15 protein-coding genes and 1 riboswitch are annotated in these 14,493 nt (G+C 49.2%); of the genes, 9 read left to right on the forward strand and 6 right to left on the reverse strand.

Going from position 1 to position 14,493, the window contains the following annotated elements; genetic code table 11:
* Positions 1-236 precede the first annotated feature (236 nt).
* Together IT774_RS14245 and IT774_RS14250 are read right to left on the reverse strand one after the other, a co-directional pair.
* Positions 237-752 carry a DUF3016 domain-containing protein gene (locus tag IT774_RS14245; RefSeq protein ID WP_195810350.1) on the reverse strand — a complete coding sequence of 172 codons (516 nt, stop codon included), beginning with the start codon at positions 750-752 and terminating at the stop codon, positions 237-239.
* 192 nt (positions 753-944) lie between these two features.
* Positions 945-1,307, reverse strand: coding sequence for a hypothetical protein (locus tag IT774_RS14250; protein ID WP_195810351.1), 363 nt, complete (start codon positions 1,305-1,307; stop codon positions 945-947).
* Between the two features lie 213 nt (positions 1,308-1,520).
* Here IT774_RS14250 and ccoG point away from each other — a divergent pair, with 213 nt between their 5' ends.
* The 9 genes from ccoG (at position 1,521) to IT774_RS14295 (ending at position 11,574) form a co-directional block, all read left to right on the forward strand.
* Positions 1,521-2,948 (forward strand): cytochrome c oxidase accessory protein CcoG, encoded by a 1,428-nt coding sequence (gene ccoG / locus IT774_RS14255; RefSeq protein WP_195810352.1) that lies wholly within the window; start codon positions 1,521-1,523, stop codon positions 2,946-2,948.
* 6 nt (positions 2,949-2,954) lie between these two features.
* Entirely contained in the window at positions 2,955-3,926 is a 972-nt protein-coding gene (locus IT774_RS14260) for a serine/threonine protein kinase (RefSeq protein WP_195810353.1), read from the forward strand.
* Positions 3,927-3,938: 12 nt separating this feature from the next.
* Entirely contained in the window at positions 3,939-4,367 is a 429-nt protein-coding gene (locus IT774_RS14265; protein ID WP_232365214.1) for a YqaA family protein, read from the forward strand.
* A gap of 38 nt (positions 4,368-4,405) precedes the next feature.
* Positions 4,406-4,637, forward strand: a riboswitch (cobalamin riboswitch).
* A gap of 57 nt (positions 4,638-4,694) precedes the next feature.
* Positions 4,695-6,605 (forward strand): TonB-dependent receptor plug domain-containing protein, encoded by a 1,911-nt coding sequence (locus tag IT774_RS14270; protein WP_195810354.1) that lies wholly within the window; start codon positions 4,695-4,697, stop codon positions 6,603-6,605.
* Positions 6,606-6,781: 176 nt separating this feature from the next.
* Complete coding sequence (locus IT774_RS14275; RefSeq protein WP_195810355.1) at positions 6,782-8,263, forward strand: sensor domain-containing diguanylate cyclase; 1,482 nt, start codon at positions 6,782-6,784, stop codon at positions 8,261-8,263.
* A 338-nt stretch (positions 8,264-8,601) separates the two neighbouring features.
* Positions 8,602-8,979 carry a hypothetical protein gene (locus IT774_RS14280; RefSeq protein ID WP_195810356.1) on the forward strand — a complete coding sequence of 126 codons (378 nt, stop codon included), beginning with the start codon at positions 8,602-8,604 and terminating at the stop codon, positions 8,977-8,979.
* A gap of 148 nt (positions 8,980-9,127) precedes the next feature.
* Positions 9,128-10,144, forward strand: coding sequence for an LLM class flavin-dependent oxidoreductase (locus tag IT774_RS14285; RefSeq protein WP_195810357.1), 1,017 nt, complete (start codon positions 9,128-9,130; stop codon positions 10,142-10,144).
* A 136-nt stretch (positions 10,145-10,280) separates the two neighbouring features.
* Positions 10,281-10,907: a thiol:disulfide interchange protein DsbA/DsbL gene (locus IT774_RS14290; protein ID WP_195810358.1), complete on the forward strand. Its 627-nt coding sequence runs from the start codon at positions 10,281-10,283 to the stop codon at positions 10,905-10,907.
* A 79-nt stretch (positions 10,908-10,986) separates the two neighbouring features.
* On the forward strand, positions 10,987-11,574 hold the full coding sequence (locus IT774_RS14295; protein ID WP_195810359.1) for an HD domain-containing protein: 588 nt from the start codon (positions 10,987-10,989) through the stop codon (positions 11,572-11,574).
* A 92-nt stretch (positions 11,575-11,666) separates the two neighbouring features.
* Here the strand turns inward: IT774_RS14295 and IT774_RS14300 are convergent, their stop codons facing one another.
* The 4 genes from IT774_RS14300 to IT774_RS14315 form a co-directional block, all read right to left on the reverse strand.
* Entirely contained in the window at positions 11,667-11,876 is a 210-nt protein-coding gene (locus tag IT774_RS14300) for a cold-shock protein (protein WP_195810360.1), read from the reverse strand.
* Positions 11,877-12,229: 353 nt separating this feature from the next.
* A complete protein-coding gene (locus tag IT774_RS14305) occupies positions 12,230-12,403 on the reverse strand; it encodes a hypothetical protein (protein WP_195810361.1) in 174 nt (57 codons plus the stop codon).
* Positions 12,404-13,010: 607 nt separating this feature from the next.
* Positions 13,011-13,220 (reverse strand): cold-shock protein, encoded by a 210-nt coding sequence (locus tag IT774_RS14310; RefSeq protein WP_195810360.1) that lies wholly within the window; start codon positions 13,218-13,220, stop codon positions 13,011-13,013.
* Positions 13,221-13,565: 345 nt separating this feature from the next.
* Positions 13,566-14,450, reverse strand: coding sequence for an aldo/keto reductase (locus tag IT774_RS14315; protein WP_195810362.1), 885 nt, complete (start codon positions 14,448-14,450; stop codon positions 13,566-13,568).
* Between the last annotated feature and the right edge of the window lie 43 nt (positions 14,451-14,493).

Here is a 14,493-nt window from a genome sequence, read left to right on the forward strand (position 1 = left end):
TCAGGTAGGGTACGAAAGCTATGCTACAGAAAAGTGACAATTTTTCGACAATTTATGACAACTTTTTGACCAACTGCTAACCAAGCCAACAAAATCGTTGGATGGGGCTGGTTTTGACGTGAATAAAAAACAGGAAGTAAATAAAAGGCAGGAATGGCAGAGGAAATGGCCGACGTTAAAAAAACAGTGACGAGATAAAACGCCGGCCGGTTAAAAAAATAAAAAACCTTACATCATTAGTTGGCGGCGGTTTGCTCTAATGTTTTATCAAACCAGTCTTTGATCATTGCTTTTTCGTAGCTCAGGTTTCGATACCGGCGATTGGTGCGCACACCACGATCCATAAAGGCCATATCTTTAAGTTTAACCTGGGCATCTTGCAAGGTATTGCCCGCCCCATCGGTCAACGTGTACGAAAAACTGATGCGTGGAATATAAACTGATTTTACCAGCCGTACATCTGTGCCACCCATCCCGCCAAGAAAGCTGGAAGGCCAGACTTGGCCAGCAAGATCCAAGTCCGTCACGGTCATGGTCAGCACCTGTTCTGCAGGCAGTTGTTCTGCCAGCTTGGTGAAATACTTCTCAAAATCAGCAAAAATCATTTTCCGAAAAGACTGACGAGACTGATTAGAGGGCTGGATATCCCGATACGAATCAGGATCCTGCCAGGTCACATTGACCTGCGCTGCGCTTGCCGGTCCACCAATAAGACCGCTGGTAAGCGCCAACACTGCAAAAGATTTGTACATAATAGCCCCCACTGGGAATACTAAGAAAAAATACACAGTATTAAGAGTCTACAGGCGGCCGCCAAGTTCAGTTTATTACCTTTATTTAATCACCTGAGCCTTTAGTAAGAATATGCCGCACCGCGTATCTTTGTGTCGGTCTTACCATAATGGCTTAAGCCTGAATGAAAACTGAATAGCTCATCGACGTTATTAGTGAGCATCAAGCAGGCCGGTCAGTTCCAGTTGCTGACAAAAATATGCCAGCGCCGCCCCCTGCAGATACGGGTTTTTATCCGGTGTCAAACAAAACGAGCGATGAAACGCATTCACACTGTCCCCGGATTCCAATACATCATTGATGTAAAGCTGTTGATAGGGCCGTAAGGTCGCCTGCCACGGGGTAAGCTCATCAGCAAGCTCGGCCAGTTTTTGTTGCTCCGGCCAATCAATGATGGCGTCGACAGCTTCGCCACCCTGCTCAATGGCGTCATGAAAGAAGTTCTGCACTTCCGGCAGACGAAATATCAGCACCAGTAGACCAACCTGTAATAGTAATAAAAGCCAGCGCCGCATAATGGTGAAACCTGTAAAAGATTAACTATTGACCCGGTTAGCTTAGATGATCCTTAGTATCCTTACAGTAAGCCCATTTATACGCTGGCATCGTAATTTATAAATAGTGCATATATTTGGTCGGCAGGCGCACAGCTATTTATTTGATCTGCATCAAGCTTTGAGATAATAGTGCAGGTAGAATGGATGAGCATTTAGTCACAGGGTGAACCCATGAGCGAAAAAATACCGGTCAAAAATGTCACACCGGTGAAAGTGCATAAGCCAGCCACCACCGAAAAAAAGCACCATAGCGCGCGCAGCCGCATTTATGTAAGGGCGGTAAAAGGACCGCTGGAAACCTTTCGCCGTTTTTTCGGGTTGTTCTTTCTGGGGTTGTTTGCCGTTATCCCCTGGCTTACCTACAACGGGGAGCAGGCAGTATTGTTTGATATTGCCGAGCAGCGCTTTACCTTATTTTCGTTGACCTTGTGGCCCCAGGATCTCACTTATCTGGCGTACATTTTTATTATCTCGGCCTTTGCCCTGTTTTTTGTGACCACCTTTGCCGGCCGGGTGTGGTGCGGATTTATGTGTCCGCAAACCACCTGGGTCTATGTGTTTACCTGGTTTGAAGAAAAAATCGAAGGGACCCGCAATAAACGCATAAAGCTGGATGAACGGCCCATGGATTTTGATAAATTCTGGCGCAAAACGGCTAAACAGTTTTGCTGGTGGAGTGTGGCGCTACTCACCGCGTTGTTGTTTGTGGGCTATTTCACTCCTGTGCGCGACCTTTTTGTGGATTTTTTTACCTTTAATTCCGGCTTCTGGATAAGCTTCTGGGTGGTGTTTTTTGCGTTGTGTACCTACGGCAATGCCGGTTACATGCGCGAGATAATGTGTACTCATATTTGTCCTTATGCCCGTTTTCAGTCGGCCATGTTTGATAAGGATACCTTTACCGTGGCCTACGACCCCAATCGGGGTGAGTCACGGGGCCCCCGCCCGCGTAAGCTATCCCGCGAAGCCGTTCATGCACAGGGCCTGGGTGACTGTATTGATTGTCACTTATGTGTGCAGGTGTGCCCCACCGGCATCGACATACGCAATGGTCTGCAGTATGAATGTATTAATTGTGGGGCCTGCGTGGATGCCTGTAACGGGGTAATGGAGAAAATGAATTACCCCAAAGGGCTGATTCGGTTTACTTCAGAAGAAGAACTGGCAGGCGGTACCACCCGTATTTTCCGGCCCAAACTGATTGGGTACTTTGTGGTGCTTATGCTAATGGTGACGGTGCTGGTGGCCAACTTTATGTGGCGGGTGCCGCTGGATGTCGACATTATTCGCGATCGTAATTCGCTTTATCGTGAAACCAACGACGGGCTTATCGAAAATGTTTATACGCTGAAAATCATGAACAAAACACAGCGCGATACGACCTATCAAATCCGGGTCAGTGGTCTGCCTGACCACCGGTTTATCGGTAACCAGACTATTACCGTGGCCGCAGGAGAAGTGGCAACATTACCGATTTCGGTTGCCACCGACGCCTATAATCTGGAAGATCCGGTAACAGAAATTCAATTTACGGTTAGTTCGGTTGACCAGGATGACGCTGTCAGCCTGACCGAACCCAGTAAATTCCTTTACCGATAGGGTGTTATGTCAGATTTTACTTTCACCGGGCTCACCCCCGATGTGTTACTGGATGCCATAGAGTCATGCGGCATTTATCCACAAAGCGGACTGCTGGCGCTTAATAGCTACGAAAACCGGGTTTATCAGTTCCAGGCTGATGACGGTCAGCGCATGGTGGTTAAATTTTATCGCCCGGCCCGCTGGAGCAACGAGCAGATTCTTGAAGAGCATGCTTTTGCATTGGAGCTGGCGGACGCGGAAATTCCATTGGTGGCGCCGTATATTATCAATCAGACCACCTTACACACCTATCAGGGATTCCGGTTTGCGGTATTTCCATCGGTAGGCGGACGCCAGTTTGAAATAGACAATCTGGATCAGATTGAATGGATGGGCCGGTTTATCGGGCGGATGCATCGGGTGGCGCAGGCCAAACCCTTTGTCCACCGCCTACCGCTGGATACCGAGCACTTTCTGACCCAGCCGCTGGCTGAACTGGAGCACAGTGAGCTGTTGCCTGATCATCTGAAAACCGCCTTCTTTGCCATTGCCGAACCGGTGATTGCGCAAACCCGAAAATTATACCAACCCTTCGGGCAGATTCGTTTGCATGGTGATTGCCATCCGGGCAACATTTTGTGGCGCGACGGCCCCTTGTTTGTAGATTTGGACGATTGTCGAATGGGTCCGGCGATTCAGGATTTGTGGATGATGCTAAGCGGCGACCGGTCACAGCAGCTGTTGCAACTGGATACGATGGTCGAGGCTTACGAAGAGTTTCATGAACTGGACCGCCGCGAACTGGCTCTGATTGAGCCTTTGCGGGCAATGCGGATGGTGCACTATATGGCCTGGCTGTCGAAGCGCTGGCAGGATTCGGCATTTCCCCGGGCCTTCCCCTGGTTTGCCGAAGACAAGTACTGGGAAAATCAGATTCTGGCCTTAAAAGAACAATTATCTGCGCTGCAGGAGCCGCCGCTCAGTTTAGGCATGTAGAGACTCGCCTTGATGCTTATCAGTCTGGGCCTTAGCGGCATGTTTGTTAGTGCCTTTCTGGCCGCGACCCTATTGCCGCTGGGCTCTGAAGCCATGCTGATTGCTTTGCAGCAGCATGGCTATTCGTGGCTGGCGCTGCTGATGGTGGCCACCGCCGGTAATGTGGCCGGTTCATGGGTTAATTACCTCATCGGTTACAAAGCCGGCCGGCCCGGTTTGAAACGTCTGCTGAAGCTCAGTGATCATCAATTTGCCCGTGCCGAAACCCGTTTTGCCAAATACGGCGTGGCGTCACTCTGTCTGGCCTGGGTGCCGGTGATTGGCGATCCCCTAACCATGCTGGCCGGGGTAATCCGGGTCCCGCAGGTGCTGTTTCTGGCGCTGGTCACCCTGGGTAAAGCCGCTCGCTATGGGGTTATTTTACTGCTTTTACCTGCCTGATATTTCATCCTTTTTTTGCCCTTAGCAAGCAAACTCCGTATACTTTGCCAGGTTCAGGTGCCTGCCTTTGTGCAGGGTAAACGGGAAGTCAGTGCAAAGCTGACGCTGCCCCCGCAACGGTAATCTCACCCGGTTATGGGTTTATGTCAGTCAGCAACTATATGCTGATGTTCACCACTGTGCCTGAAGGCATGGGAAGGTTCGACATAGCTTTGGTCACAAGAGCCAAAGAGAGAAAGCCCGGATACCGGCCTGATAGGTTCATCAGCCCCTGAGCTGATGGTTCGCAACGTTACACTCGGGCGGAGTGTATGAACGAGACTTATCATGACTTATCTTTTATCCCGTACCATCTTAACGACCGGCGTGCTGTATAGCGCACTTACCCCAACCTTTGCTGTTGCTTCCCCGGCGCCGTCCGATATGGAAACCCTTACGGTCACCGGCAGCCGTTTACCGTTTGATTTAAATCAATTACCCGCTACCAGCACGGTCATCGGCGAGCAGGAAATTGCCCGGTCGGGGGCGCTGCAAATTACGGATTTGTTGCGTGCCCTTCCCGGCATCACCATCGCCCAGGCTGGCAGTGCCGGGGCCCTTACCGAAATTCGTATGCGCGGCAGTGAAACCAACCACCTGCTGGTGCTCATTGATGGGGTTATTGCCAATGATATTGGCCAGGGCAGCGCCATTGATCTGGCGCATCTTACTGCCGCCAGTGTGAGTCGCATTGAATTGCTCCATGGTGCACAAAGCGCCGTGTGGGGCAGTGGCGCCATCGCTGGCGTGCTAAGCATTACCACCAAAGCCCAGAGTCAGGGCTCCTATTTCCAGGTCCAGGTGGGAACGGGCAGTGACCATACCAGTCAGGTTGCGTTGAATGCGTCAGGTTCCAGCGGTGATATGCAGTTTTCCAGTTATGCAGAACTGCTGGAGACTGATGGTGACAATATCGCCCTGAAGGGCACCGAAAAAGATGGTTATCGTAATATCACCACTGGCGGCGCGCTGCGCTGGACAGCATCTGCGGCCCACCGGTTTTCAGCCAGTGCCCGAGTGGTAGACTATACCACCGATTATGATGCTATCGACTTTGTGGTTACCGGCTTACCTACCGATGCGGCGAATGTGACCGACGGTAAACAGCTCAGCGGCCAGCTGGACTGGCAGTTTACCCCAGCAGACACGTCGTATCAGAGTAATCTGGCGCTGCACTACCGTGAAGATAAAAACAACAGCACAGCCAATGGCGTGTTTGATGGCGGCACGACCGGGCAACGCTATCAGTTTCGCTGGACCCACCGCTACCAGATAGCCGACTGGCAGCTGGCCGGCGGGCTTGAGTATCAGCGGCGCCAGTTTAAACAACGGGGCCTGCGCACCTTTGCCGATCCGAATCAGCACCAACAAAGTTATACCACCAGTCTGTTCACAGAAGCCGGCAAGGCCCTGCTGGACGATGTTATCGCCACCGTGTCGCTGCGCTTTGATGACAACAATGAATTTGATAATGCCTTTAGCTACCGCGCGGGGCTCACCTGGCAGCTTAGTCCCCGCTACCAATTGTTTATCAGTAATGCCAGAGCGGTGAAAAACCCCACCTTCACCGAGCGTTTTGGTTACTTTCCCGATACGTTCACCGGTAACCCCGACTTAATGCCAGAAAAAAGTCAGCAGTGGGAAGTAGGGGCGCGCGCAAAATGGAGCCGACAGTGGTCGGGTAAATTGAGCTATTATCAAACCCGGTTGCAGGATGAGATCAATGGTTTTGTGTATGACCCGCAGACCATGCTGACTACCGCCGCCAATAAGCCTGAAGATAGTGAGCGCGACGGTATTGAGGCTCAGCTTCAGTTTCATTCGGACGCCGTGGGTGTGCGAGCCACCTACAGCTATGTGGAGGCTCAGGAGCCGGGCCAGGCCGAACTGCGCCGGGCCCGTCATCAGGCTTCTTTAGTGGTTAGTGGTGAGCTGCCTGTCCCGGGGCTGAGCGCTTACACCAAACTGGCTTACACCGGCTCACGCCAGGATATTTTTTATCCACCGTTTCCCGACCCTGCCCAACGTATTGAGTTGTCGGCGTATACTCTGCTTAGCGTAAACCTGGCTTATCAGTTAACGCCTGCCTGGCAGCTTAATTTGCGCATAGACAATGCGTTGGATGCACATTATCAGGATATTGTCGGGTACAGTGAAAATGAACGACGCTGGCGCCTGAGTGCCGGTTATTCCTTTTAAAGCCTGCCTGACGGTGAAGCCGCGCCCTACCCGGTAAGAGAGCTGCGGGTATGGCGCATTTACTATAGTGGGCTATAGTTAACAGGAATTCCTGGGTTTAAATGCCCACACCCCAAGGTTAGTGTTACCACGGCTGGCCAATTTATCTGCCTACTATAAGGATATCGACATTAGCCATGACACAAGATTATGCGGTGATATTAAAGCAGCTCCCCGTGTGTTTAATCTTCAAACCTGTCAATACTGACACGTATGGCGTTTCGGACGAATTTCGCCGTCAGTTTGAGGTAACCAGCACAGATTGTCTTGCCCACTTTTTATTTTTTAATGCCTTTACCGGCGCCGCCATTACCGGCCCGGACTCCCCATTAGTAGTAGCGGAACAGGCACAGGATTTATGTCAGCGTGTGCATATTGTGGTAGGAACCAAACGCTACACCTGTATTTTCCGCAGCTCTTATGCTGGTGATGAACAGCAGCATTATCTGGTCATCCGGGTAGATATTGACGATGTCCAGGATATGGAAGCGCGCACCGTAAACTCTTCGTTGGCCAGTCACTTGTCATTTTCAATGTTGCTGTCGTCAATTTCCACTCAGTTGATTAATGCCACTTTTGATCAGACCGATGCTTTAATTGAACAAAGCCTGGGTTCCTTCGGTCAGTTTTTCAATGCCGACCGGTGTTACCTGTTCCGGTTTTCTGCCGATAAACGCAAAATGGACAATACCCATGAATGGGTTGCGCCTGGCGTGGTGCCATACAAGGATGAGTTGCAGCAAATACCATTAGAGCAACTACCTTACTTTGAGGCCGCCATCAAAGCCGACATGGTTTTCAAAATAGATGATGTACAAACCCTGCCTGCAGAGGCGAGCCTTGAAAAAGCCGAGTTTGAACGGGAGGGGATCCGCGCGGTGCTGTGTGTGGCGGTGTACCTTAATGATGATTTATTCGGGTTTATCGGGTGCGATATGCTGTCTAATGTTCATCACTGGCGTCACTATGAAGTACGTTATCTTAAACTCATCGGTGAAATGGTAAGCGAAACGCTGATCAGCGTGAACAACCGCCGCTCGTTACAACTGCTGCAAAAAGAACTGTTAGAAGCCAACAAAGCATTAGAAAAACAAGTGAATATCGATGGTTTAACCGGTATAGCGAATCGCCGTCTGTTTGACATGAGCCTGGCGCGGGACTGGTCCAATGCGCAGTTTAACCGGCTGCCACTGAGCCTGATGATTATCGATGTAGATTTTTTCAAGCGCTACAATGATACCTACGGTCATGTTAGCGGCGACGAAGCATTACAAAAAATTGCCCAGGCCATCAATGCGACGACCCGCACGCAGGGTGGACTTACTGCGCGCTATGGCGGCGAAGAATTTGCGGTGATATTGCCGTCTAAAACCGAACAAACCTGCTTTGTGGTGGCCCAGCATATTCTGGAAGCCGTCCGCAGTCTCAACATCGCATTTTCTGGAAATGAATCACTGGGCGTGGTTACGGTCAGTATTGGCTGTGCCAGCACCACCCAAAAAGCCAGTGAAACCATTCCTAAACTGATAAAACGCGCTGACGATGCTTTATACCAGGCCAAATCCAGCGGCCGCAATCAGGTATCTTTTGCTACAGCGAAGGTCCGTTGTCCCGCTTGATGGTTATGGCCTAAAAGCCCGGCTGGACCTATTAGGCGAAAAGCTGTTTGAAAAACCGCTTTTATAGATTACATCAATCTATAAAAATAATTGTCATAAAACCGTCATATTTCTTTGGTTAAGTTACTAAAAATGAAAGTTTTCTCAAACTATTAAGATAATGTCACAATCACTTTATCAGATAGGGTGAAACCTGCTTTCATGATAAGCTTAAAGCATAATTTTGAACGTTTTTCGGCCTTTTTTTGTACAGGTTTGTGGCCATTCCGCTACCTTGTTGCTGACTTGTTGTCTTACCGAATATCGCGTTTGCTCTCGTTTTATCCGGAGATTCATTTATGAAACGTTTATTAGCACAAATAGAACAATCTGGTGCTGGTTCAGTTCTGCTTAACAATGATGTGACCACCGTTATATCTATGTTTTGCGAAACTTTTTCCTATCAGGTTCAGGAAATAAGTACGGTGTCTGCCGAAGGCTATATGAAGGTGACGCTGCATGATGACACCCCGGTGTATTGCTATGTCGATACCGATGGGGATGTATTGATTGAGCTGGAACAGGGCGTGCATCTTGCGGTACACACCTTTCGTAAACAACACGGCCGCTGGCAGTATGTGGGTTTAACCCGTTACGACATTGCCAGTACTCAGACCCCGGCCGGAGCGCAGCTTGCCGCCAGAATGTTGCCGGCTGATTTGCAAGCTTGTGGCTAATTTTAGCCTTCGTTAGCTTATTTATCACCAATCGGTGTAGCTTAGCGTATTTCCCCCGCGGCTAACCGCAATCCTGATCACCACGCTTGTTTTACCATTGTTTATCCCAACCTAGTTGAGCATAGTCACTTTTTAACCGGAGTCGTGCATGTCTCAGCGTGTTCCTTTTTCTATTTTAGATCTTGCTCATATTGGTGAAGACCAATCCGTGGCGCAGGCCATTGAGCAATGCAAACAGATGGCTCAGACCGCTGAACAGGCAGGGTTCGAACGATTCTGGCTGGCCGAACATCATGGTATGCGCGGTGTTGCCAGTGCTGCTACGGCGGTGATGCTGGCCGGGGTCGGCCACGCCACGAACCGCATCCGGATAGGCTCCGGCGGGGTGATGCTGCCCAACCATTCGCCTTTAGTGATTGCCGAGCAGTTTGGCACGCTGGCCGCGATGTTTCCCGACCGGGTAGACTTAGGTCTGGGGCGCGCCCCGGGCACCGATATGGCGACATCCCGGGCATTACGCCGTAATCTGGAATCTTCGGTCGATAATTACCCCACCGATGTGGCCCAACTGCAAGCCTATTTGCAGCCCGCGGCTGATACGATGGACATCATTGCGGTGCCGGGCGAAGGTTCAAAGGTACCGCTGTGGCTATTAGGTTCCAGTCTTTATTCGGCGCAACTGGCCGGCAAACTGGGATTACCATATTCCTTTGCCTCACATTTTGCGCCTGAAGCGCTGCACGATGCTATCCGAATTTATAAGATGAACTTCAAACCATCCGCACAATTGAGCCAGCCCTATGTCAGTGCCGGAGTAATGGCGGTGGTTGGCGACACAGCGCAGCAGGCGCAATATTTGTTTAGCTCGGTACAACAGCAATTTGCTAATCTGCGCCGGGGTCATAATCGGCCAATGCCCGCCCCGGTTGAGCACGTAGAAGCCTCATTACATGAACACGAACTGGCCGCCATCAATCATACGTTGCGCTACGCAGTGGTCGGCACGGTTGACGCGGTAGAACAGCAACTGGCGGGGTTTGTGAATGCCACGGATATAGATGAAGTTATTTTGTCATTTCCGATTCACGATCCGGCGCTGTGTTTAGACGCCGTATCACAGGTGGGTAAAATGACATCGGTCAAGGCTGGGGCCTCCTGGAGCTAGCGGCGCGCCTGTCACCGTAGACAGGCCTGCCGCAGCAGGTTTCCAGCCGCATTTTGCTCAGGTTGCACAGGTGGCTAGGCGAACGGTTTTGGCTGTGGTAACCTTTTGCTCAATTACGCTTAGAGGAAAGTAATGCATGAAAAAATTTGCCCTGTTATTGGTTATGGCTTTATTAGTGCCATTGCAAGCTTGTGCTGCAGATGAAAAATGGAAAGAAGGCACGCACTACACGGTGCTAGACGAACCGGCGACTGAAAAGCCCGAAATTCTGGAGTTCTTTTCGTATTGGTGTCCGCACTGCTATCAATTCGAACCCCTGGTAAAAGACATCAAAGAAAAGGTCAGCAAGGAAACCAAGTTCAACAAAATCCATGTGAATTTTATGGGCTTCACCTCAACCGATATTCAGGATGATGCTACCCGTGCCATGATGATTGCCCGGGCCATCAAACAGGAAGACGAGCTGAACAGCGCTATTTTTGACTACATCCATAAGCAGCGTGCCAGTGTTACCGGTATGAAAGATCTGCGAAATATCTTTGTGGTAAACGGCGTAGATAAAGCTGAGTTTGATAAAATGGCCAGTAGCTTTGGTGTGAATAACATGCTGAAGAAAAACAATAAGACCCTGGAACAATACCGCCAGTATGTTCGCGGTGTACCAAACTTTATTGTTAACGGTCGTTACCAGGCACAGTTTACCTCTGATATGTCTAAAGACGAGATTGTGGACCTTATCGTGTGGTTAAGTAAAAAAGACTAAACCATTCGCTGGTTTTTATTGTTTAAAACGCGCCCCCTTTGGCGCGTTTTTTTATGTTTAATCTGAATTCGGAAATTTTATGACCCAAATCCCCCAGGCCGCTTTTATTCACGAAGTTGATCAGCTGAAGGCCATTAAACGTCAGCTGCGATTACCCCACGATGAAGAACGGCAGGAAAATAGCGCTGAACATAGCTGGCATGTGGCACTAAGTGCATTGATGCTGGCTGACTATGCTGAACAGTCAGTGGACATCAGCCGGGTGATTACCATGATTCTTATTCATGATTTGGTAGAGATTGATGCAGGTGACATGTTTGCTTTTGCAGGAGCGGCCGATCATGCGGAACAGGAACTCAAAGAACTGGCAGCGGCCAAGCGCATCTTTGGCTTGTTACCTGCAGAACAGGGCCAGCACTATCTGAAATTATGGCTTGAGTTTGAAGCCGCTGAAACCAATGATGCCCGCTTTGCCAAAGCCATGGATCGGGTATTACCGGTGTTTCAGAATATGCAGAATCAAGGCGGAAGCTGGGCCCGGCACAAGGTAAGCCAGCAACAGATTTTAGATCGCAACACCGAGCTGCAAACCTGCGCCCCCAAACTGTGGGATTATGTCAACGAACAAACCTCGCTGGCAGTAGCCAAAGGCTGGCTGAAAAGCTGATTCTGGTAAATTACAGGCATAAAAAAAGGTAGCTCGGAAGCTACCTTTTTTGGTATCGAATTATCTTTAACCGGGTTGCCCCGACAGGATAATTAGATAGCCTGAATATTTTCAGCTTGTGGACCTTTCTGGCCTTGGCTGATAGTAAATTCTACTTGCTGGCCTTCTTTAAGAGTTTTGAAGCCATCACCAACAATTGAACGGAAGTGTGCGAACACATCTGGACCGCCTTGCTGCTCGATGAAACCAAAACCTTTATCTTCGTTGAACCACTTAACGGTTCCAGTAGTTACATTAGACATAATAATATCCTTTAATTTTAAATAATAACGCCTTCAAGGCAAAGAGTAGCTTAAATATAGACTTGAATTTAAATAAACCGCAGGACGTGGAGTTACGAATAAAACAACGAAATGAAGGATGTAAATTTGAGCACTTTCTTTAGCTGCGGTGACTATACATTGACCTTATGGGCGCGTCTACCCTTTTTTGATCTTTTTCTAATCTATTATGGTCTTTTTTGCGGTTCATTTGCGCATCCCCCCGCCAAACAGGCCATGCAGGCTAACCTGACTAGTCATCGATTTTTGTATCTACAAAAAGACGCCTGGATCGCGTCTGTTTAAGCTCAAAGCTCTGAGGCAGATGTTGTGCCTTAGCGTGAGGCCGCCGGGTTATTTAAATTAGCCTGCCCCGCATTATCCGGAACGCCGCCGTGACGGTGGTTCTTATTAAGTGCATTAATCTGAGCAAGCTCGGCGTCGGTCAGGGTAAAGCTATCCAGTTGAAGATTTGCCGTAATGTTGTTGTCGCTTTCTGATTGGGGCATACCAATACTCTGACGCTGACAATCCCATTTCAAAAATTATCTGACCCGCCGACACCTGATGTTTATCGGCCAGACTACAATGCGATCATCAATAATGGGCTGGCCTTCTTTCGCCAATCCACTCCATGAGCCAGTTTCCATTATTGACCAGCACGACACCACCATCCCCTTACTCTGACAGTATTCAGTCAGAGTAAGGGGATGGTACGGATGCACTTCCAGCTGATTGTACATCAATTCAATTGCAGCAAACGCCAGTAGCTACTGAATATCGGCTTTGGGGACATTTGCCCCCAGGGATTTGGCCAGCCCTTCGCGATGCAGCTTTTCCATGGCTTGCCCGGTCGGACGTATTTTTTGCGGATAAGACCAGAGCACTTATTACTAATTGACATAGTCGTCACCAGAGCCTCCAGACTTTGCATCATTGCAGTTAATGTCGGTGGATAGCCTTGCCGGGTGTCTCACACCTTAGTGGTGATAAAGAAAGAAGAAAGGTGGGTTAAAATGTTGGTTCAGGCTGAATTACAGGCATAAAAAAAGGTAGCTCGGAAGCTACCTTTTTTGGTATCGAATTATCTTTAACCGGGTTGCCCCGACAGGATAATTAGATAGCCTGAATATTTTCAGCTTGTGGACCTTTCTGGCCTTGGCTGATAGTAAATTCTACTTGCTGGCCTTCTTTAAGAGTTTTGAAGCCATCACCAACAATTGAACGGAAGTGTGCGAACACATCTGGACCGCCTTGCTGCTCGATGAAACCAAAACCTTTATCTTCGTTGAACCACTTAACGGTTCCAGTAGTTACATTAGACATAATAATATCCTTTAATTTTAAATAATAACGCCTTCAAGGCAAAGAGTAGCTTAAATATAGACTTGAATTTAAATAAACCGCAGGACGTGGAGTTACGAATAAAACAACGAAATGAAGGATGTAAATTTGAGCACTTTCTTTAGCTGCGGTGACAATACACTGATCTCAAGGGCGCGTCTACCCTTTTTGATCTTTTTCTAACCTATTGCTTCCTTTCTTTCTGCTTATTTGCTTACAGCGCTCGCCATATAAGGCCTGCAGACAAAAACAGGGAATTATAGTTTTTTGCATCCATAAAAAAGACGCGTAACCCGCGTCTTGTAATCTTTAATGCTTTGATGCGAATTAACGCGAGGGCACCGGATTGTTGAGGTTGTCCTGCCAGGCATTGTCCGGGTCGCCGCCATAACGGTGGTTTTTATTGAGTGCATCAATCTGATCAAGTTCGGTATCGGTCAGGGTAAAGCTGTCCAGCTGCAAATTCGCCTTAATGTTGTCGTCACTTTCAGACTTAGGAATCACAATACGCTGTCGCTGACAATCCCATTTCAAAATTATCTGACCAGCAGACACCTGATATTTTTCGGCCAGGGTCACAATGGTGTCAGCCACAATCGGCTTGTCTTCTTTAGCCACCCCACTCCATGAGCCAGACCCGAGTGGCGACCAGCACGAGACCACCATGCCTTTGCTTTGGCAATACTCGGTCAGGTGCGGCTGGGTATGATACGGATGCAGCTCCAACTGATTGTACACCGGCTTAATTTCGGCAAACTCCAGCAACTGCTGAATATCAGTTTTGCGAAAGTTTGATAGTCCCAGCGATTTAGCCAGACCTTCACTGTGCAGTTTTTCCATCGCCTGCCAGGTGGGCCGGGTTTTGTCCGGATAGGGCCAGTGCACCAGATACAGGTCGGCATAGTCAGTGCCCAGTCGCTCCAGGCTTTGTTCCAACGCCGTTAATGTTGACTGGTACCCCTGCTGGGTATCCCACACTTTGGTGGTGATAAAAAATTCCTTACGGGCAATACCAGACTCCTGCACGGCCTGACCGACGCTGCGCTCATTGCCATAAAAGGATGCCGTATCCAAATGCCGATAGCCTGCCTCGATGGCTTTGAGTACCGTATCTTTCACATAGCCATCATCCTGATGCATTGCTCCGATAGCAGCGGTGCCAAAACCAACTTGTGGAATATGCCGGCCGTCAGCCAGTTTGATTGATTGCATTTGCGTCTCCTGAACCGTGGGTTGTTGTAGGGGTTGATAGGCC

This window comes from Salinimonas marina, assembly GCF_015644725.1.
Classification (GTDB): Bacteria; Pseudomonadota; Gammaproteobacteria; order Enterobacterales; family Alteromonadaceae; genus Alteromonas.